The sequence below is a fragment of the Proteus sp. TSJ240517 genome, from assembly GCF_047921575.1.
In the GTDB taxonomy this organism is placed as follows: domain Bacteria; phylum Pseudomonadota; class Gammaproteobacteria; order Enterobacterales; family Enterobacteriaceae; genus Proteus.
In genome coordinates, this window is the sequence record NZ_JBLRMH010000001.1 from 488,837 (window position 1) to 508,664 (window position 19,828).

20 protein-coding genes are annotated in these 19,828 nt (G+C 35.6%); 10 read left to right on the plus strand and 10 right to left on the minus strand.

Going from position 1 to position 19,828, the window contains the following annotated elements; all coding sequences use genetic code 11:
- Positions 1 to 3 precede the first annotated feature (3 nt).
- Complete coding sequence (gene lhgO, locus ACNARN_RS02280; RefSeq protein WP_109372189.1) at positions 4 to 1,206, plus strand: L-2-hydroxyglutarate oxidase; 1,203 nt, start codon at positions 4 to 6, stop codon at positions 1,204 to 1,206.
- Between the two features lie 69 nt (positions 1,207 to 1,275).
- On the opposite strand, the gene ACNARN_RS02285 is transcribed toward lhgO, so the two are convergent.
- Positions 1,276 to 2,154: a LysR substrate-binding domain-containing protein gene (locus ACNARN_RS02285; RefSeq protein ID WP_198632253.1), complete on the minus strand. Its 879-nt coding sequence runs from the start codon at positions 2,152 to 2,154 to the stop codon at positions 1,276 to 1,278.
- A gap of 171 nt (positions 2,155 to 2,325) precedes the next feature.
- Between ACNARN_RS02285 and bla the strand changes: the two genes are divergently transcribed.
- Together bla and ACNARN_RS02295 are read left to right on the plus strand one after the other, a co-directional pair.
- Complete coding sequence (bla, locus tag ACNARN_RS02290; RefSeq protein WP_416304163.1) at positions 2,326 to 3,222, plus strand: class A beta-lactamase; 897 nt, start codon at positions 2,326 to 2,328, stop codon at positions 3,220 to 3,222.
- Positions 3,223 to 3,401: 179 nt separating this feature from the next.
- The gene (locus tag ACNARN_RS02295) at positions 3,402 to 3,626 is read left to right on the plus strand and encodes a hypothetical protein (RefSeq protein ID WP_198625688.1); all 225 of its coding nucleotides are present in this window, start codon (positions 3,402 to 3,404) and stop codon (positions 3,624 to 3,626) included.
- 103 nt (positions 3,627 to 3,729) lie between these two features.
- Here the strand turns inward: ACNARN_RS02295 and ACNARN_RS02300 are convergent, their stop codons facing one another.
- A complete protein-coding gene (locus ACNARN_RS02300) occupies positions 3,730 to 4,194 on the minus strand; it encodes an Lrp/AsnC family transcriptional regulator (protein ID WP_023582027.1) in 465 nt (154 codons plus the stop codon).
- 161 nt (positions 4,195 to 4,355) lie between these two features.
- Between ACNARN_RS02300 and ACNARN_RS02305 the strand changes: the two genes are divergently transcribed.
- The gene (locus ACNARN_RS02305) at positions 4,356 to 4,967 is read left to right on the plus strand and encodes a LysE family translocator (protein ID WP_198632178.1); all 612 of its coding nucleotides are present in this window, start codon (positions 4,356 to 4,358) and stop codon (positions 4,965 to 4,967) included.
- 57 nt (positions 4,968 to 5,024) lie between these two features.
- Here ACNARN_RS02305 and ACNARN_RS02310 read toward each other — a convergent pair whose 3' ends face one another.
- Positions 5,025 to 5,594 (minus strand): HutD family protein, encoded by a 570-nt coding sequence (locus tag ACNARN_RS02310; protein WP_416304087.1) that lies wholly within the window; start codon positions 5,592 to 5,594, stop codon positions 5,025 to 5,027.
- A gap of 114 nt (positions 5,595 to 5,708) precedes the next feature.
- Complete coding sequence (locus ACNARN_RS02315) at positions 5,709 to 7,124, minus strand: PLP-dependent aminotransferase family protein (RefSeq protein WP_416304088.1); 1,416 nt, start codon at positions 7,122 to 7,124, stop codon at positions 5,709 to 5,711.
- Between the two features lie 136 nt (positions 7,125 to 7,260).
- Here ACNARN_RS02315 and ACNARN_RS02320 point away from each other — a divergent pair, with 136 nt between their 5' ends.
- From ACNARN_RS02320 to ACNARN_RS02340, 5 genes are all read left to right on the plus strand, one after another.
- Positions 7,261 to 8,595 carry a cytochrome ubiquinol oxidase subunit I gene (locus tag ACNARN_RS02320; protein WP_416304089.1) on the plus strand — a complete coding sequence of 445 codons (1,335 nt, stop codon included), beginning with the start codon at positions 7,261 to 7,263 and terminating at the stop codon, positions 8,593 to 8,595.
- Positions 8,585 to 9,592: a cytochrome d ubiquinol oxidase subunit II gene (gene cydB, locus ACNARN_RS02325; protein ID WP_198619956.1), complete on the plus strand. Its 1,008-nt coding sequence runs from the start codon at positions 8,585 to 8,587 to the stop codon at positions 9,590 to 9,592. Before ACNARN_RS02320 ends, cydB begins: the two co-directional genes overlap by 11 nt.
- Positions 9,573 to 9,734 carry a DUF2474 domain-containing protein gene (locus ACNARN_RS02330; protein ID WP_416304090.1) on the plus strand — a complete coding sequence of 54 codons (162 nt, stop codon included), beginning with the start codon at positions 9,573 to 9,575 and terminating at the stop codon, positions 9,732 to 9,734. The genes cydB and ACNARN_RS02330 overlap by 20 nt, the downstream gene beginning before the upstream one ends.
- 672 nt (positions 9,735 to 10,406) lie before the next feature.
- Positions 10,407 to 10,790 carry a DUF805 domain-containing protein gene (locus ACNARN_RS02335; protein WP_198619954.1) on the plus strand — a complete coding sequence of 128 codons (384 nt, stop codon included), beginning with the start codon at positions 10,407 to 10,409 and terminating at the stop codon, positions 10,788 to 10,790.
- A 393-nt stretch (positions 10,791 to 11,183) separates the two neighbouring features.
- Positions 11,184 to 12,029 carry a siderophore-interacting protein gene (locus tag ACNARN_RS02340; protein WP_416304091.1) on the plus strand — a complete coding sequence of 282 codons (846 nt, stop codon included), beginning with the start codon at positions 11,184 to 11,186 and terminating at the stop codon, positions 12,027 to 12,029.
- An 88-nt stretch (positions 12,030 to 12,117) separates the two neighbouring features.
- Here the strand turns inward: ACNARN_RS02340 and ACNARN_RS02345 are convergent, their stop codons facing one another.
- From ACNARN_RS02345 to phoH, 6 genes are all read right to left on the minus strand, one after another.
- A complete protein-coding gene (locus tag ACNARN_RS02345; RefSeq protein WP_416304092.1) occupies positions 12,118 to 12,810 on the minus strand; it encodes a molecular chaperone in 693 nt (230 codons plus the stop codon).
- A gap of 25 nt (positions 12,811 to 12,835) precedes the next feature.
- A complete protein-coding gene (locus tag ACNARN_RS02350; RefSeq protein WP_198619951.1) occupies positions 12,836 to 13,915 on the minus strand; it encodes a fimbrial protein in 1,080 nt (359 codons plus the stop codon).
- A gap of 11 nt (positions 13,916 to 13,926) precedes the next feature.
- Entirely contained in the window at positions 13,927 to 16,440 is a 2,514-nt protein-coding gene (locus ACNARN_RS02355; RefSeq protein WP_416304093.1) for a fimbria/pilus outer membrane usher protein, read from the minus strand.
- Between the two features lie 13 nt (positions 16,441 to 16,453).
- Positions 16,454 to 17,146 (minus strand): molecular chaperone, encoded by a 693-nt coding sequence (locus ACNARN_RS02360; protein ID WP_368887777.1) that lies wholly within the window; start codon positions 17,144 to 17,146, stop codon positions 16,454 to 16,456.
- Between the two features lie 50 nt (positions 17,147 to 17,196).
- Positions 17,197 to 17,787 carry a fimbrial protein gene (locus tag ACNARN_RS02365; protein ID WP_100160253.1) on the minus strand — a complete coding sequence of 197 codons (591 nt, stop codon included), beginning with the start codon at positions 17,785 to 17,787 and terminating at the stop codon, positions 17,197 to 17,199.
- Positions 17,788 to 18,240: 453 nt separating this feature from the next.
- Positions 18,241 to 19,026, minus strand: a complete 786-nt coding sequence (phoH, locus tag ACNARN_RS02370) for a phosphate starvation-inducible protein PhoH (RefSeq protein WP_368887778.1) — start codon at positions 19,024 to 19,026, stop codon at positions 18,241 to 18,243.
- A gap of 352 nt (positions 19,027 to 19,378) precedes the next feature.
- Between phoH and ACNARN_RS02375 the strand changes: the two genes are divergently transcribed.
- Positions 19,379 to 19,822 (plus strand): methyltransferase family protein, encoded by a 444-nt coding sequence (locus tag ACNARN_RS02375; RefSeq protein WP_198619948.1) that lies wholly within the window; start codon positions 19,379 to 19,381, stop codon positions 19,820 to 19,822.
- The last annotated feature ends 6 nt before the right edge of the window (positions 19,823 to 19,828 follow it).

The following is a 19,828-nucleotide window of genomic DNA, read 5'->3' on the forward strand; positions in this document are numbered from 1 at the left end:
AAAATGGATAATATTATGGCTTATGACGTGATTATTATTGGTGCGGGATTAGTTGGATTAGGGGTTGCAAGTGCGCTACAAGAGAGTCAACCTGAGCTGAAATTGCTAGTGATTGATAAAGAGTCAGGCCCTGCTGCTCACCAAAGTGGGCATAACAGTAATGTTGTTCATTCCGGTATTTATTACACACCAGGGAGCCTTAAAGCAAGGCTGGCAAAACAAGGCAACATTACGACATATGCGTTTTGCCAACAACATAATCTCTATTATGATCGTTGTGGCAAAGTTATTGTTGCTACCAATGAAAAAGAGTTAAAAGCGTTAGAAAATATCTATCAACGTGGCATTGAAAACGGGCTTGAAGTTATCAAAATGACTGAATCTGAACTTAAAGTCAGAGAACCTTATGTCAATGGTATCGCGGCTCTATTAGTTCCTGATGCAGGTATTGTGAATTACCCTGAAATTGCAGCAAAACACGTTGAAATTATTCAATCACGAGGCGGTGAATTTGCATTTGGACAAACGGTGACAGCAATTAATGAAACCGATGATACTGTTACTGTCACAACATCCAATAATCAATTTACAGGTAAATGGTTGATTAATTGCGCCGGCTTATTTAGTGATCGTATTGCTAAAATGGCAGGTTATGACACAGGAATGAAAATAGTCCCATTCCGTGGTGAATATTTTATGCTTAATGCTAATAAAAACTACTTAGTAAACCATCTTATCTACCCTGTTCCTAATCCTGATTTTCCTTTCTTAGGTGTACACTTTACGCGTATGTATAACGGGCATCGTGATGTTGGACCTAACGCAGTATTAGCATTTAAGCGTGAAGGCTATAAAAAAAGCGATATTAACTTAAAAGATCTCACTGAAGTGCTGACTTATAAAGGATTTTGGAAAATTGCTGGAAATTATTTAGGTGAAGGAATGGCAGAGCTTCGCCGCTCATATTCACGTAAATTATTTACTGCAAATGCACAGAAACTCATTCCTGATTTACGTGAAGCAGATATTCATCCAGGTCCTGCGGGTGTTAGAGCCCAAGCGTTAACTCGTGAAGGGAAATTAGTAGATGATTTTCATTTTGTAAAAGGCAAACGCTCGCTGCATGTTTGTAATGCTCCATCACCTGCTGCAACCGCATCTATTGAAATAGGCAGAGAAATAGTAAAAGAGCATTTTTCTTTGTAATTGAAAAAATATATGCAAGTAAAAACAACAAATGGCACTGAGATTAATCAGTGCTTTTTTATTTTTATATCATTCACTGATTTCTTTTAGCGCTTCATTCATTAGCCATTGCTGAAATATTTCCATTGATGCTGTCATTGGCTTTGATTTTAAATATGTTAGCCAATATTTTCCCAATTCAACTTCTATTTTAAAGGGTTGTACTAACTGACCATTTTTAATTTCTCTTGAAAACATTTTTGCGGGTGCTAATGCAACACCCCCTTCATAAATTGCGCTTTCAATCATTAAGCGTGAAGAGTCAAAAATAGAGCCTGTTATTTTTATCGGCGGCATCTCTGCTTTTTCAAACCATTGTAACCACTCATCTTCTCGATAAGAGCGATATAAGTTTTCATTTATTAAATCTGTCGGATGTTGTAAACGTTTCGCTGTATCTGATGAACATAACACCGTTAATGGCGCAGAAAATAACGCTTTATTATGTGTCAATGGCCATAAACCTTCACCAAATCGAATCGCAAAATCTAATCCTTCAGTAGCCAAATTAACCACATTATTATTTGTTCTTAAATTTAATTCTATTCTTGGATATAACTGCCTAAATTCAGCTAATCTAGGTAATAACCATCCCACCGCAAATGTGCCAACAGCAGCAATTGAAACAACATCGCGATATTCACCACGTTCAAATTGCTTAAATACACGCTCAATATCACTAAAAGCCGTTGTTAACACAGAAAATAAAATCTGGGCATCATCCGTCATTTCTAAGCCACGGGGTAAACGCTTAAAAAGAATAACGCCAAGTCGCTCTTCTAACATTCTCACTTGTTGGCTAACAGCACCTTGAGTGACATACAGCTCTAATGCCGCTTTGGTGAAATTAAGGTGCCTTGCTGAAGCTTCAAATGCACGTAATGCATTTAGGGGAAGATGAGTTCGCATAATATTTTTAGCCATTAGATTTTCTATAGGCTAAGGTGATTTATTATCGATTGTCAATAAATCAATTAAATAGGATATTGCACCTCATAAATAAACGGCTCTATATCTACTCAATAACTGTCTATTTATATTGATATTTTCTTTATTAACTTAATATGAGCAACAATGACTATGTTTAAAACAACATTTCGCCAAACAGCGACGATTGCAGTTTCATTAATATCTCTATTGGTATCTCCAATGTTATGGTCTAACACCAATAATACGATTGAAGAGCAATTAAGTACGCTTGAAAAATATAGCCAAGGTCGTTTAGGTGTTGCTTTAATCAACACGGAAGATAATTCACAAATAACATATCGTGGTGAAGAACGTTTTGCGATGGCAAGTACAAGTAAGGTTATGGCTGTTGCGGCAGTTTTAAAAGAGAGTGAAAAACAAGCGGGATTATTAGATAAGAATATTACAATTAAAAAATCCGACTTAGTTGCTTACAGCCCTATTACAGAAAAACATTTAGTGACAGGAATGTCTTTAGCTCAATTAAGTGCTGCTACGTTGCAATATAGCGATAATACAGCAATGAATAAAATCTTAGATTATTTAGGTGGTCCAGCCAAAGTCACTCAATTTGCACGTTCAATTAATGATGTAACTTATCGCCTAGATCGTAAAGAGCCTGAATTAAATACAGCAATTCATGGTGATCCTCGTGATACGACTTCTCCAATTGCTATGGCTAAAAGCCTTCAAGCATTGACATTAGGTGACGCATTAGGTCAATCTCAACGTCAACAGCTTGTTACTTGGTTAAAAGGCAATACAACAGGTGATCACAGTATTAAAGCGGGTTTACCAAAACACTGGATTGTTGGGGATAAAACTGGCAGTGGTGATTATGGTACGACTAATGATATCGCCGTTATTTGGCCTAAAAACCATGCACCATTAATTTTAGTGGTCTATTTCACACAACAAGAACAAGATGCAAAATACCGTAAAGATATTATTGTGAAAGCCACAGAGATTGTAACAAAAGAATTTTCCAATTTATCTCAAAAAAAATAAATTTCTTTATTGATAATCTAAACAGGAAATTAAATATAATAGAGCTACTTATTAGCTCTATTATTACAAGAGTACACGGAACAATATAAGTAAAATAACTTAAAGATAAAAAATTAGACTGTAATAAATAAGCCTAATATACTTAATTCTATTAAATGGATTTATTTTAAGGAAGTAAGATGTCCGATTTTTTTGAGTTAATTGGTGAGTTATTATCGTGTGCAGGTCAAATAACTCTTACACAGATCAGACTTTGTATCGTCACTCTTACAATATTAATGTTAATTATCGTCTCTTTATGTACTTGGTCATTTGATATCTATTTTATTGGTGCATCATTATTTATTTGTATGTTGCTTTATACACCAGAAATATATCGTTTTATTAAAAGCTGGATAATTTAACTTATAGTTATAAAAAAGCCTCCGTTAACTTTAACTAGAGGCTTTCTCGACTAAGAATATCGTGTGATAATTTAAAATCAACTAAACCTAACTGTTTAGAAAATTAAAGTGGCAAAGCAAAACTCACTTTTACCGTTTCCATTGGTACTTCTGTTTTTATACTTTGGATGCTTGGAATTTGTGTTAAATAATCGGCATGGAAGCGACGATACGTTGCTAAATCTTTCGTCACAATTCGAATTAGCGCATCGCATTCGCCTGCCATTAAATGACACTCAACCACTTCAGGTAATACCTTGATAGCCTTTACAAATTCTTCAATAGTTTCAGCATCTTGTGCTCTAAACCAAATTCTTGCAAATAAAGATAACCCTGCATCAACCTTACTACCATCTAATACAGCAACATAACGAGTGATCACACCAGATTCTTCAAGTAAACGCACTCGACGAAGACAAGGAGAAGGTGAGAGTCCAACCTCTTTTGCCAGCTCAATGTTCTGGATTTTGCCATCACGTTGAAGCACCTGCAAAATATGTTTATCTATCTTATCTAATTTTATTGACATCAAAGATTAACCTTAATTCTATTTGTGGAATTTTATTGCCAATTAATTCTTTTTGTTAGCAACAAAGCAACCCGATTTTTTCGAAAACATCATATAATCTTTCCGCTAAATTTCACAGCAAAAACGATATTTCTCTTAAACTATCTCTATCAGGTGAAAAGATGGAATTTAACACTTTATTATTATTCGCATTAACGGTTCTACCGCTTATCTGCACACCTGGGCCCGATATTCTTTTTATCTCATCTCAAGGGCTATCAGGCGGTATGAAATCTGCATGGGTTGCCAACGCTGGCGTTATATCAGGCTATTTAACCCATGCATTACTAAGCGCATTAGGGCTTGCCGCCTTAGTGTCAGCATCACCCATTTTATTTCATTTACTCAAATGGGTTGGTGTGTTTTATATCAGTTATCTTGCAGTCAAAATGTTGATATCCGCCTGCAAAAAAGGTCAATTAGCCCTCAATGCCTCAAAAACCTCACACTTATTTCGTAAAGGTTTTTTAACCAGTTTTCTTAATCCTAAAGGACTATTAGTTTATCTCGCTATTTTACCAAACTTTATTGATAATCATAATGATATCGCAACACAATCATTGCTGTTATCTGGGATATTTATCACGACTTGCTTAATTATTTATGGTTTGCTCGGCACCTTTTTTGCTTATATTGGCTTAAAAGGCGGTTTAAGTGAAAAACGTCGCCGCTATAACGATGGCATCGCGGGTGGATTACTCACATTTGCAGCAATTAATCTGGCTTTAAATTAGCCTTAATCCTAAGCACTATTTATTATTCTAATCAGAATTTGACCACAAGAATGCCCTCTATTTAAGTGGTCGAATATCTGCCCATAATAATTGACAGTTTGCGGTTAACGGTCTTATTTCACCTTCTCGAATATCAGGTAACCACCAAGCCCCCTGTCCTTTTGATAAACGCTGGCAAGTCGCGCCAATTAAAGTCCATTCACCTTGAGTGACATAAATTAATCCTGCATGAGAACTAGGTAAAATAAGCGGTTGTGTTATTAAGGTCGTCTCTGCTTTCCAACATGTCCGACGCACCATAATATTTAGGCACTTTACGCTGCCTTTAATAAGTTCAGATTTAACAGGAATATCACCTGAAAAATCAAAAGGCTGATAAGAGTCAGTAACGGAATGATTAAGAAAACCAGGGCTATTTAAATTGATGCCATTACCTTCTAATAGCACTATTTGCCGTTCAATGTCAGGAAACTGTCCTAATGAGCTATTCTCTTCGATAAAGGTTAAACACGCTCGCCATGAAAAATCATTATTAACTGGCCAGCACACAATTTCTTGCGTTGTGCCTTTTTGATTATTCCATGATATAAACGGTAACTCTTGTTGATCAAAACAACGTAGCTTCATTGTATCCTCCTTCAATATCTGGCTATCAGTCTGATAATGAGGTTAGGGATCAATCATTGGAGATTACCGTCAATAAATCAATAGTTAACTTTTAAAAATGTGCGCTGGCGTCAGCTATTTACGTCGTAATTTTCTGCACCCTTCTCCAATAATTTCCATTCCTTTTTCAGTACGACTATTCCATTGAAAAGAAGAGTTTAAACGAAATGCATGATTAAATTGAGAGCTGGTGGAAAACATTGAACTTGGCGCAATACTGACACCTCGCTCTAATGCAAAATGATAGAGTTTATTCGCATCAAATGTTGATTCAAATTCTAACCAGAGAAAATATCCTCCTGATGGAATATTCACTTTTACATCTTCTGATAAATGCGTTTGTATCGCTTGTAACATACGATAACGCCTTTGTTCTAATAATAATCTTAATCGGCGAAGATGCGTATCATAGCCACCTTGTGACAAATAATCGGCAATAGCTTGTTGTGTTGGCATACTCGCAGATACTGTACTCATCATTTGCAACTGCTGTATTTTTGTTGCATGTTTTCCAGCTGCAACCCAACCCACACGAAATCCTGGTGCAAGGCATTTAGAAAAAGAAGCGCAATGTAAAACGCTATTTGTTTTATCAAAACCTTTTACTGGCATAGGTGCTTTCTGGCTGTTATAGAGTTCGCCATAGACATCATCTTCAATTAGCGTTATCTGTTTCTTCGCTAATATATCCACCAGCTTTATTTTATTTTCATCAGGCATTGTTCCACCTAATGGATTTTGACAATGACTCATCAACCAACAGGCTTTAATATCGTATTGCTCAACCACTTTTTCGAGTTCATCTAAACAAATTCCTGTTACTGGATCTGTTCTAATGGCAATCGCTTTTAATCGTAAACGCTCAATGGCTTGTAATGCACCATAAAATGCAGGTGATTCAATCACGACCCAGTCACCCGGTTCGGTAACGGCTTGCAAACTAAAACTGAGTGATTCCATTGCACCAGCAGTAATCACAATTTCATCTGGAGAGACATGAATTCCTTGTAATGCATAGCGTTGCGCAATGTTACGGCGTAACTTTTCATTTCCTGGTGGTAGATTGATCACTGAACTTTGAGGCGCTAAATGCCTTGCAGCAGAAGCCAATGCGCTACTTAATTTAGGCTGAATAAATAGGCTGGGATCGGGGAAAGCGGAACCAAAAGGAATAATTTCAGGATCTTTACACGCTTGAAGTACATTGAAAATAGAGGTGCTAATTTCAACATTTTCACTCATGTGTAGCCCTTTGCTAGCGGTTACTTGACCGAAACGGTTATTACGATGTGCAACGTAATAACCTGATTGTGGTCGCGCTGTTATCCATCCTTGGCTTTCTAATAACTGGTACGATTGTAAAACAGTCATTAAACTTAAACCTGATTGTTTCACCGTATCCCGCAATGAAGGTAAACGGTCGCCAGATTGCCAGATATTATCTTCAATTTGTTGGCGTATTTGCGATGCAAGCTGTTCATATCGAGTCATATAAAACTGTTTACCTCAAAACTGTTATAGTCATTTTTAAACTTATTGTCACTATTATAGCTTACTGTCATATGGTCTACTAATCCACACGTTTTACCTGCAATTTACATTTTTATATCAATAAAACGAGGTTTTTATGCTTGGGTTAAGTGCCTTTGATTTGGCGCGTATCCAGTTTGCGTTCACAGTTTCTTTCCATATTATCTTTCCCGCAATTACGATCGGACTGGCTAGCTTTTTAGCCGTATTGGAAGGTTTATGGTTAAAAACTCGCAATAAGGATTATTTAGCGCTATTCCATTTTTGGTCAAAAATATTCGCTGTTAACTTTGCTATGGGCGTTGTCTCTGGTTTGGTTATGGCCTATCAATTTGGAACCAACTGGAGCTTTTTCTCTGATTTTGCTGGCTCAATTACAGGCCCTCTACTCACTTATGAAGTACTTACCGCTTTCTTCTTAGAAGCTGGTTTCTTAGGTGTGATGCTGTTTGGCTGGAATAAAGTAGGTGAAAAACTTCACTTTTTCGCAACCTGTATGGTGGCATTAGGTACATTAATGTCTACGTTTTGGATCTTGGCTTCAAATAGCTGGATGCAAACACCGCAAGGATTTGAAATTATAAATAACCAAGTCGTTCCGGTAGATTGGATCGCCGTTATTTTTAACCCATCGTTCCCTTATCGCCTTGCTCATATGGGTGTTGCAGCTTTCCTTGCTTCCGCCTTCTTTATTGCTGCATCTGCTTCATGGCATCTACTCAAAGGCCATAAAACATCTGCAATGAAAAAAATGCTTTCAATGTCTTTATGGATGATTTTAATTTTAGCACCAATTCAAGCACTCATTGGAGATGTTCATGGTTTAAACACCTTAAAACATCAACCCGCTAAAATCGCCGCTATTGAAGGTCACTGGGAAAATGAACCAGGAGAAGCAACACCGTTAATTCTCTTTGGTGTGCCTGATATGGATGCTGAAGAAACGAAATATAAGATAGAAATTCCTTATCTTGGCAGCATGATCTTAACTCACAGCTTAGAAAAACAAGTTCCGGCATTAAAAGAGTTTCCTAAAGAAGATCGACCAAACTCACTTATCGTCTTCTGGTCTTTCCGCATTATGGTTGGCCTTGGGATATTAATGATTTTAGTTGGTGCATGGGGAACTTGGCTGCGATATAAAAAGAAACTTTATGAATCTAAAGCTTTCTTACGCTTAACTTTCTTAATGGCGCCTTCGGGTCTTATCGCTATTCTTGCTGGTTGGTTTACAACAGAAGTAGGACGTCAACCTTGGGTTGTTTATGGCGTACAACGAACACGAGATGCCGTATCTGCACATGGCGAAATGCATATGAGTATAAGCCTGCTGATCTTCTTAGTTGTTTATGGGTCTGTATTCGGTATTGGATATGCCTATATGTTAAAACTGATCCGTAAAGGTACACCGGAGGTTCATCATGGGAATTGATTTACCAGTTATTTGGTTCATCATTATCGTATTTAGTACGTTAATGTATATCGTAATGGATGGCTTCGATCTTGGTATCGGTATGCTTTATCCATTTATTAAAAGTGACCAAGATCGTGACTTAATGATGAATACTGTTGCCCCTGTATGGGATGGTAACGAAACATGGTTAGTCCTAGGTGGAGCTTCATTATTTGGTGCCTTCCCATTAGCTTACGCGGTTATTCTTGATGCCTTGGCAATGCCTTTAACCTTAATGCTTGTCGCATTAATTTTCCGTGGTGTCGCTTTTGAATTTCGTTTTAAAGCAGATGACAGTCATAAAGGCTTTTGGAATAAAGCATTTATCTTTGGCTCTATCTTAGCCACCTTTATGCAAGGTGTTGTCGTGGGTAGCGTTGTTCAAGGTTTGCCAGTTGTTAATCGCGCCTTTGCGGGTAGCTATTTTGACTGGTTATCCCCTTTTGCACTCTTTTGTGGATTTGGATTAGTTATCGCCTATTCATTATTAGGATGTGGCTGGCTGATTATGAAAACCGAAGGTCATTTACAACAGAGTCTATATAAGGTCGCTAAACCTCTCACACTCATTATGCTTGCAGTCATTGCAGCCGTCAGTGCATGGACACCATTAGCGCAACCTGCAATTGCTGAACGTTGGTTCACATTACCAAATCTGTTCTTCTTTTTACCTGTTCCTCTTTTAGTGTTGTACAGCACTTGGTTAATTTTACGCTCAGTGAAAAAACAAGGACATTACCTTCCTTTCTTTGGTGCGCTGGCTTTAATTTTCTTAGGCTTTGCAGGATTAGGCATAAGCATTTGGCCTAACATTATTCCACCTGCAATTAGTTTTGTAGAAGCATCTGCACCACCAGAAAGTCAAGGGTTTATGCTAGTTGGCGCATTGTTTATTATTCCAATTATTCTCGTTTACACATTCTGGAGTTATTACGTTTTCAGAGGAAAAACAAATTATGAAGAAGGTTATCACTGATCCACAAATACAAAGTAAATCCTCATTATTAAAAAAATGGGGATGGTTGATTACAATTTGGTTTTGTAGTGTTTTAGCCTTATTTGCTGTGTCTTCCCTCTTCCGTTTTTTAATGACGTTAGCCGGAATGAAAGTCAAGTAAAGGCAAAGTACATACAGCAATATAATTAACTAGCGCCGAATACGGTAAGCTATAAAATAGAAATGAAGTAAAGAAAGGGCTGAAGTTATCTTCAGCCCTTTTATCTTTATTTAAGATAGTGGGTTACCGTGTAATGTCATTAAAACTTAACCTATTCTTATTAGAATGCTCTTTTAACAGCTAATTTTATATAAATAATTTTTTTATAAAAGAAAATACAAAAACAAATATTTTTATTCTTCCATGATTAACTAAATTTAAATCAAACTCCTTGATAAAATCATTTTAAATACATCATTTTTGATTAACAATAAGAGATAAAATCTTTTTTATGCATGTATTACGATAAATAAAAATATAAATAATCCTATAAAAAGCCTTCTTCTCTAGAAATAAGATAGAATGAATGTTGAATTAGGCTTCCAAAGTAATTATGATATCGGCGCCTAGAGGATCCATATCTGTATTATTCTATAAAGACACGCTGAATGTGTCATTCAGGTATGCTCATATGATTAATTCAAGAATTAAATCCACACCCTATTAAAAGTGTGGATATGGATAATATCTGTTCAAAATACATATTTTGATAATTTAGATTTATCTTAATTGCTAAGAAAGATCTCTTACACTAGGCTTACGTATTGTTGCTACTAAATTAAGGATGAAGTCATGAATTGGTATTTGGAAGTCATTAAAAATAATTACGCTAACTTTTCAGGCCGTGCTCGCAGAAAAGAATATTGGATGTTTACTCTAGTAAATACCATTATTATTACTGTTCTATACGCTATTTTAATTTCATCAGTAGATATGAATACAGGTGAAATGAGTTCACTAGGTTCAATTGCAGGTATTATTATAGGTATTTATTCTTTAGCAATTATCATACCTAGTCTTGCAGTGACTATTCGTCGTTTCCACGATCAAGATAAATCAGGTTGGATGTTCTTACTTGCATTTATTCCTGCTGTTGGTGGATTAATTGTTTTTGTCTTTATGTGCCTTGAGGGTACTAAAGGTGACAACAGATTTGGTCCAGATCCAAAAGCTTAATCTAGTGCTGAATTAATATGACAATACAGTGAGTATACCTACTATTAAGTTTACTCACTGTATTAATTGATTTTTCTTCCTTTGTTACAACCATCTGAAAATATTCCTTCGTTAAAAAAAGAACACCAATTCACCTCCCTCTGTATTGTAATTTAGTATTTTTATTTATCTCTGACTTTTTAATTAATGCCTTAGAGTTATTACATTAAGCTTATTACATTGATTTTTAAGTTTTTTTCTTTATTGTTAATTTGAACCTAATCACTAGACATAAGTAAAAAAATACGCATTCGTTTACTAAATCAACGTTAATTTTGATAATGACTATCATTATTAATTGAAAATGATAATATCTACGTCAATAAAACAATTAAATGAGTCAGGTAAAAAAACGTGAGTAACAAAAAAACACCTCAAGAAAAGAGTATTTATAAACCAGCGCCTCCTCGCCTAGTTCAAGTAAAGCGCATTACTGATGTTACACCGGGAATGCGTTGTATCACCTTTACGAGTGATGATTTAAATACTTACCCAGCAGATACTGCGGGGGCACATTTAAAAATATTCTTACCTTTAGAAGGCCAAGTTAAACCAACAGTCCCAGGCTTTTCTGAAAAAGGCCCTAAATGGCCTGAAGGTGAACCAAGATCGATTGTACGTACTTATAGTGTTCGCGCTATTCGCCCTGAACAAAAAGAGTTAGATATTGAATTTGCAGTACATAACGATGCAGGCCCCGCTATTCATTTTGCGCTAAATGCTAAACAAGGCGACTATATTGGGATCACTAATCCAGGTGGCCCTGAGCCTTTATTAGCACCAGCGTCACATTACTATATGGCAGCAGATCCAAGTTCATTACCTGCTTTAATGGCTTTAATTGAAGCCATGCAGCCTAATGTTCAAGGGAAAGTCGTTATACGAGTAGAAGACGAAACGCATCGCCAAGAAATTAAACGTCCTAGTGGCTTAGAGATAATCTGGTTAGTTGGTTCTGTTGAAGAACAAACTCAAAACTTAATTAATGAATTTATGTCGTGGGAATTACCTGCTGAAGATGTGGCATTTTGGATTGCAGGTGAAGACAAAATTATTCGTGCATTAAGACGCCATATTCGTCGTGATAATGGTTACGATCGTAGCTTGATTTATGCCGTTCCTTATTGGCGTTTTGGTTATGACGAAGAAGGCTATCATGCTGAACGTCACCATGTTATGGATAACGAAGATGTAAGCTAAGCGATAAATTAAAGGTTAATCGTTGGCTGTACAGGCTGCATATTAATTTCATTAATAATATGCGGCCTTTTTTATTATACAAATATAATTAATGTATATTCTTCTTATCTTGCTGATAGTTTCCATCATCATCGATATAGATAACAGTAATTACTTGGTTCATATCAGTTTGCTTTTGATATTGAATGTGCTGTTTTGCAAAAGGAGCAACCATAATGGCATTTGTTAATAGTGCTTCTTTATCATCAAAATACATCTTCGAAATTGTAAAGTAATAAGCTGTAGGGTTATTTATTTCTAAATATTCTCCATTATGAGTTATCCCTATTTTTTTAAAAACATCCTCGGTGGTTAACTTAAGTTGTGCTGGACGATAAAAAAGTTTAATTCGTGTTTGCAATGCTAATTGTAATGTACTGAGGTTTTCTTTATTTTCTGGTTTAGGTGCAATATCTAATACATTTAAATAAAAAACAGATTCTCTATCTTTGGGTAACCTGTTTTCTAATTGTTGTATTTTTAATTGTAATCCACCATTTGCAGTTATTTTTGCCATAGGTGGAATAACAATAAAAGGTGCTGTTGTCGTTTCTGGTGTGGACGCAATATTCCCTTCATCTACCCAACTCTGTATTAATGTCGGCTGTTCACTTCGATTAAAAACTTGCAACGATATTATCGATTTATCGGCAGAAAGTATTAAACGAGTGCGCTCAAGCACCACACTTGCATAAGTAAAATGTGTTATCAACATGAATAATAGAATTAAAACACCTTTCATTTTCGCTTCCATTTTTTATGGCTTATTAATCGTAAGACATCACAAGTGTTGCCGCACTTGTCATTTTTCCTTGAGTGACTGAATTAATATTATAAGGATAATAATAAGCGCCCATATTTATCGAAAATGCAGAGGATATGGTGCCACCTTGATTAACACTAAAAATACTAGTCGCACTACCTTGTGTATTAATATTGTCAGATAAAATAAGCGGGCTTGCGGTGTTATCACTTTTTACGACACGGAATCCAACACCACCTGCACCTTGTGCTGTTGTGTTGGTTAATACGGTTTTATCCGTTGCCAATAAATTCTGGCTTGATAAAAACATATTAATATTACGTGATGCTTTTGAACCGCTCAAAAAATCTTGGCATGTAAAATTTAATGTAAAAGGGGTATATCCTGCTTTATCTACCGTTTTTGCATCTTTTACGCTAATTAACGGCAATGAAACAATTAAACCTGCATTAGAAAAATTACATGTTGTCATTACAGGATTATATGTAATTTGCATTGGTTGTAAGAAAATATCGTTTTGATCAACCGGCCACTGCCACGTTAATAAAAATTGAACTAATTTAGTGACAATATTCAATAACCATTGAACAAGCCCCAAACTTGATGCATCAGAGGCTAAAATAACGGGTGTAACAATTGCTGTACTGCCACTGACTTCAGTGTAGTTGGTCGAAGGTTTACTACTTAATAACGTAAATTTCAATGTAAAGTTAGTATCTAAATCTGAAGCAGGATGTGTTCCCGCTGGAATATTCGTTACGTTATCTTTTTCTAATGACGTTAACGTAATAGAAACAAACTGCTTACCACCATTAAAACCAATTGTTCCCGTCCGTCCATCATTAAAAGGTGAAGCGATACCCACTGTATTAGGAAATAATAATCCTCTTGCTGTACATTTATATGTACCTGGAAATGTTGTTCTACTCGATTTTGTGATCGTTGTTGAAGTACTATTTAAATCCGCAGATAAATCAAAATTAACGTTGGGTGCAGTAATAGTGCTATCGGGTTTACAGTTAGCGATTGCCTGCTGGCTTATTGTTCCTAATAGCATTAAAAATATAAAGGCAGATGATTTCATAAGACTTTCCTTTATCGACAGATATTACTATTTTTATCCATCGTATTAACTAAATGATTAATCACACACTCTGTTTTTCCTGCCTCATTTAATTTAATCGAGACAGAAGAAGGTAACGCATCACTTTTTAAATAAAGTACACTCGATTGCCCAACATAACCGATACTCTGTTTCTTATTATTTAAAACTTCAGTACCAAAAGGTAAGCTTTCATCATTTTCTAAAGAAGCTCTGATAATGAACGTTTTGCGCTGATCCGTGGTTAATGTGAGATGATTAACAGCACCTAAATAAGGCGTAACATGCGTTATATTTCCTAAAACTTCTGCATTCGATGGGTATTCTGTATTTGTTAATATATAAGTATTCGTTCGATAAGGGATCGTATTCGCGACTAAAACAACACCTTGATTATTGGTTAATGTCGCTTTATTCCCATTAACCATCATATTATTCGCCATAGGCGCTTCAATAATAGTATAAGTTTTTCCAGTATCCCCAGAAAACGCAATATGACTAGGTATAGCAACAATAGTTCCTCGGGTTCCCAGTCCACCTTGACGATAATTATTTGCTTCAGTATAAGAGGCAGATAAAGTGCTATAAGGATGGCGATAGCTCACATTAGCACCGACTAAATTATTCCCACCCGTCTGATTAGAGCCTGTTAAGGTATAATTAACCAAGTCATCTTTACCTGCTGTTCCGCTCATACTCAATGTAGATTGTTGATAGCGTGAATCAGTGGCATAAACCGAAGTATTAATATTTGCTCTTTTATCAAAGAATGAAATGGGCACACTGACGTTTAAATAATAACGAGTTTCTTCTTTATTATCGTAATTTCTTAATTTTGATACCGAAAGATTATAAGCAATATCTTTATAGTTATTTGAGTAACCTAGTTGATACTCTCGATTACTCTCATCAGTATTCCAATAATTTCGATGCGTTCCTGAAAGGAAAATAACACCTCGCTGGCCGCCTAAATATTGATTAAGGTTTATGGTAAACGTATTTTTTGCTCTAGAGCCGCGTAGTGCATCAAATGTTGTGAGATCTAAATCAGATGCAGCATTATTATTTCCCTGCTGTTGAGCAAGATCATTTTGATAATCTTTCCAAGCTTGATAGTTATCATGAGAGTAAATTGAGTCCACAAAGCTATAATAATCACGGGTAGAGTAACGATAAGCCGCCAGTGTTAAATTAGTTAGTGTGGCATCCATATATTTGCTATATGCAAGACGAAAACTTTGCCCTGTTTTTTTGCCTGTTTGTAGATCTGCACTTGCATGAGTTATATCGGCAGAAATCGCCCCAAATTTGAAATTCCAACCACTACCAATCAATGCCGAATAATAGTCTTCACTGGCAATTCCCCCTGCATAAAGCGTAACAAGGTTATTTAAGCCATAATGAAATTCACCTTGCGCAAATTTAGGTCGGTAATCGGTATTATTAATACGTGATTCCCCCACCATCACGTTATAGCGATATACACCTTCTTTTAGCATATCGGGAACGGCTGAAAATGGCACAGTAAATGACTCTCTTCTGCCATCCGCTTCTTGAACCACCACTAACAGATCACCACCACCAGCTGTTGGCTGAATATCACGAAAAGAAAATTCACCAGGGGGCACATTCTCTTGAAAAACTAAGTTTTCGTTTTGATAAACACTCACTAATGCGTTTGTTTGTGCAACGCCACGAATAATAGGTGCAAACCCTTGACTTGAATTAGGTAGCATTCCCATTTCGGTCGCCAATGAAGCGCCTCTAAATGAAATACTGGTAAAGAGTGCGGCTGGTGTATAAAAATCACCTATCGTTAATCCTGCTGTTATCTGGCTTAATGCTTTATAGATATAGCGAGTATTATTTTTCCATTGACTTTTACCATGAGAATAATAAGTATAGTTAGACTCGTCTCTAAACTGCCATGCCCCTAAGTTAATTCCTGAATTAATATTGGCAAAAAAGCTCTCGTTATTACTCTTATTCCCTTTTTTCTCTTTGTAGTTATAGTAATTTAAATTATAAGATAAAATCAGTGCTGAAATACCTTGTTCCCAATAACTGGGATCAACATATCCCATTTCTGATTGTTTAACAGAAATCTGAGGTGCTGTGATATCCAGTCTTAATTTATTAATATCTAATGTTGAAGCAACTCCCGTCGCCAATTCATTAGATAAAATTGTTTTTTGCTGTGCTATTTTTTGCTTTGCCGACAAAGATAGATTTAAACCTAACTTATTTACATCATCCGACTCAAAACTAATCCCCGTATTATTCCCTAGCACATTGACTTCAAATTGCCCTTTCCACACCTGATTGACATACACATCAACAAGTTGCTTTCCTTCAGGTACTTTATCATCAATATAAAATCGTGAAATATCGCCATGCTTTGATTTTCCAACTAATAAAGATGTGTCAAATCCCTCTGCATACAGATTTTGAGTATAATTTTGTATTCCTAAAAAAATAAGAACTGAGAGGTATTTTGAATTATTCACGATGTTATCTCTATTAGAGTTTAATATTCTGTGATTTATAAACACCAAAATCATCAACATAAATAACAACAGCGGAATTACTTTTTAATTTATTAATTAAAGGTAACTCACGAGAAGATAACGGCGGGATCATTTCAGAATCTACAAGCGTAACACGGGGTGTCTCTTGTGTAGAAATCGAGGCTATCGTGAAATGATACTGTGAGTTATTTTTAACTAAAACTTTATCACCATTTAATTGATACGTTATTTTCTCATTAACAAGTTCTGGTTTATCAGTTAAATCTTTTGGGCGATAAAAAACTTTAATTCGTGTTTTCATCGCTAATTGCAAATAGCTTTTTCCTTTTAATGCTTCGGCATTTTCTGGAATATCGAGAATATTTAAATAGTATACCTGTTCAACATTTCCTGATAATTTTTCATTGGAATTTTTTATTCTTAATGTTTGTCCTTGCCTACCTGCTATTTTTACAATTGGTGGATATAAATAAAAAGGAGAGTTTGCATCTTCAGGCGTAGAGTTTATATCGCCATCATCAATCCAACTTTGCACGAGTGAAGCTAAATCACCATTGTTGGTTAATTGAAGATTAACACTATCTGTTCCTTCATAATAAATAACCCGTGTACCATTAATAATAATATTAGCAAATACACTCGTTGGTAATATCAATGCCATTAAAAAAACGATTAACTTTTTCATTATAAACATCCTAAAAAACCAGACCCAATATTGAGTCTGGTTTTTTTATATTATAAATAAGAAACAGTATAGATAACGTTAGAGTGTACTGGCCCTGTTTTAGCGGCTGTCGCATTTGTTTTATAGTAACTGGCAATTAAACGCAGAGTATCTGAATCTGGCGCTGTTTTATCGCCTTTAATACCTGTATCAAAGGTTGCGTTCAGTGGTATAGCAACTGTTGGAGCCGCAGGTGTTGATAAACTAAAGCCAACATTCTTTGCCACTAATGGATCATTTTCATTAGCGGTATCATTGACTAAATATAATCCACTGGTGGAAATGGTATTTGCAGATGAGAAATGTATCTTTAAATTACTTCCACTTGGCGTAGATGCAGGAGCACAATCAGAGAATGTCAAAGCAAACTCTTTTTGGTTTTTGGCAATAACAGTACTCGCCGTTGTTCCAGCATCCGTTACGGTAATAGGATCTAATAAAATAGAAAAGTCCGCACTATTTCCTCCATTAATTGTACAGGTGGTATCACTAATAGCACCAGAGAAAGAGATTATTCCACCAGCGCTGTTGGTTGCAGCAAATGCCGACGTCGACAATATAGCCACTGATAATAATGACAGTGGGAGTTTATTTTTAAGCATATATAACCCCAAGAATAGACAAATATTTAATTAGCAAAAATAAGCTACTATTATTGCCATCATTAACTAAAGGTGATGAAATTAGACCCTAGTCAATTTGATATTAGCCATAATTTAAAAAACCAACAAATGAATTTATCCGCTTTTTTAAATTTGTGACTTAAGTCAAATTAGATTCATAACCATACTTAGTTAATATGTAAATGTATTAATATTTAGCATTACTATCTAATTAAAAAATCATAAACAAAAGAACAATAACAATTAATTTATTAATAACAAGTCATAAAAAGAATATCTATAAATAAATTGATTTATTTTGGAATTTTTTATTCAAATTAAATATTCCACAATTAATAAAAAAGATAAATCACATCAAGGAAAATCAACAAATAAAAAGGCCACATTAGTATGCAGCCTTTTTAAATGTATACAAAAATTCCCATGCTCTATTTAATCATTATAAGCAGCTAATACATGTTGGCATAATGTAGAGCGTACACAATCTTCTTGCATAAATTTAATCACGCCTACACGATTATTGGCTTCAAATCGAATAAGAGCATCTGCTAATCCTGAATTTACATTTGAGGGTAAATCACACTGGGTAATATCTCCATTGACAATCACGGTAACATTTTCACCCATACGAGTTAGAAATAACTTCATTTGATTTACCGTCACATTTTGCGCTTCATCTAAAATAACAAATGCATTTTCAAAAGTACGGCCCCGCATATAAGCAAAAGGCGCAATTTCGACTTTACCGATTTCAGGTCTTAAACAGTATTGTAAAAATGAAGCGCCTAAACGTTTGACTAATACGTCGTAGACAGGACGAAAATAGGGTGCAAACTTTTCAGCAATATCACCAGGTAAGAAACCAAGATCCTCATCAGCTTGCAACACAGGTCGAGTAACAATGATACGTTCTATTTCTTTATTAATTAAAGCATCGGCAGCCATTGCAGCGCTGAGAAAGGTTTTACCACAGCCCGCTTCCCCTGTGGCAAAAATAAGATTCTGATGTTTAATTGCATTTATATATTGGCGTTGTGCTTCGTTGCGAGGAGATAACATCCTCTCATCACGCTTTTCTCTGGCCATACCAATTGTATTGATATCCCCAAATCCTGGTAAGACCATAACATTATCTCGATGTGCCCCATTACGTTGCTCTTTACGTGAGGTGCGTTTATTTTCTCGGCGTAAACGTGTTGCTGCTTTTTGTCTACTCATAGTGGAATTTATCCTTGTTAGTCTTCAAAAAGTCATCGACATCTCTGTTTATATTCCATTCACTTACCGATGAGTCCCCTTCAGACCCTGTTTAGTCGCAAAAAACAAAAAAACCGGTCACAATCCTGAACATTAAACATCAATGAACGGTTGTTGCCGGTTTTCTGTGAGTAACGAGATATTTCCATTGCTTCTGTCATTCATATTCCCCATCATGGAGTTAGAGTGAAAATTAACGAAGCTTTATGACAGTATAATGACAAAAGAAAAATATTTTCAATACTGAAATGATTTATAACGAGATGGACTTAACATAAAAATAACAATTAAGTGTTATTTTAGGGGGAAGTAAATGAGTTTCTTGCGATTACCTTTTGTTTATTGGTTATTACTTAACCTAATTCCATTTATTGGTTTTGAACTTCACTCTGGCTCTCTCAAAATGGGCTTCTTTTTTTACCTCGGTTTGCTCACCATTACGACTTCAGGGATCTGGCTTTTTTATTGCCTCTCATTTTTTATTAAACAAAAAACCTCTCCTAACCCCAATCACACCCCTCGACAATTAGTAATAAGTGGCCCTTATAAAATAAGTCGCAATCCTATGTATCTCGGTTTCTTAGATATTAGTATTGGGTTATTTTTTATTTTTGGTAATTGGGGATTTTTGGGCGCGGCAATTGCGTTTTACTTTATTACTGATCGCTATACGATAGTGCGTGAAGAGAAAATCTTAAGTGAATTATTTCCACAAGCGTGGCAACAATATTGTCGCCACGTTCGTCGTTGGATGTAATCTAAA

Bases quoted from the DNA above. Each gene is read 5' to 3' on its own strand.
- lhgO (WP_109372189.1), top strand. From the start codon at position 4: ATGGATAATATTATGGCTTATGACGTGATTATTATTGGTGCGGGATTA.
- ACNARN_RS02285 (WP_198632253.1), bottom strand. From the start codon at position 2,154: ATGCGAACTCATCTTCCCCTAAATGCATTACGTGCATTTGAAGCTTCA.
- bla (WP_416304163.1), top strand. From the start codon at position 2,326: ATGTTTAAAACAACATTTCGCCAAACAGCGACGATTGCAGTTTCATTA.
- ACNARN_RS02295 (WP_198625688.1), top strand. From the start codon at position 3,402: ATGTCCGATTTTTTTGAGTTAATTGGTGAGTTATTATCGTGTGCAGGT.
- ACNARN_RS02300 (WP_023582027.1), bottom strand. From the start codon at position 4,194: ATGTCAATAAAATTAGATAAGATAGATAAACATATTTTGCAGGTGCTT.
- ACNARN_RS02305 (WP_198632178.1), top strand. From the start codon at position 4,356: ATGGAATTTAACACTTTATTATTATTCGCATTAACGGTTCTACCGCTT.
- ACNARN_RS02310 (WP_416304087.1), bottom strand. From the start codon at position 5,594: ATGAAGCTACGTTGTTTTGATCAACAAGAGTTACCGTTTATATCATGG.
- ACNARN_RS02315 (WP_416304088.1), bottom strand. From the start codon at position 7,124: ATGACTCGATATGAACAGCTTGCATCGCAAATACGCCAACAAATTGAA.
- ACNARN_RS02320 (WP_416304089.1), top strand. From the start codon at position 7,261: ATGCTTGGGTTAAGTGCCTTTGATTTGGCGCGTATCCAGTTTGCGTTC.
- cydB (WP_198619956.1), top strand. From the start codon at position 8,585: ATGGGAATTGATTTACCAGTTATTTGGTTCATCATTATCGTATTTAGT.
- ACNARN_RS02330 (WP_416304090.1), top strand. From the start codon at position 9,573: ATGAAGAAGGTTATCACTGATCCACAAATACAAAGTAAATCCTCATTA.
- ACNARN_RS02335 (WP_198619954.1), top strand. From the start codon at position 10,407: ATGAATTGGTATTTGGAAGTCATTAAAAATAATTACGCTAACTTTTCA.
- ACNARN_RS02345 (WP_416304092.1), bottom strand. From the start codon at position 12,810: ATGAAAGGTGTTTTAATTCTATTATTCATGTTGATAACACATTTTACT.
- ACNARN_RS02350 (WP_198619951.1), bottom strand. From the start codon at position 13,915: ATGAAATCATCTGCCTTTATATTTTTAATGCTATTAGGAACAATAAGC.
- ACNARN_RS02360 (WP_368887777.1), bottom strand. From the start codon at position 17,146: ATGAAAAAGTTAATCGTTTTTTTAATGGCATTGATATTACCAACGAGT.
- ACNARN_RS02365 (WP_100160253.1), bottom strand. From the start codon at position 17,787: ATGCTTAAAAATAAACTCCCACTGTCATTATTATCAGTGGCTATATTG.
- phoH (WP_368887778.1), bottom strand. From the start codon at position 19,026: ATGAGTAGACAAAAAGCAGCAACACGTTTACGCCGAGAAAATAAACGC.
- ACNARN_RS02375 (WP_198619948.1), top strand. From the start codon at position 19,379: ATGAGTTTCTTGCGATTACCTTTTGTTTATTGGTTATTACTTAACCTA.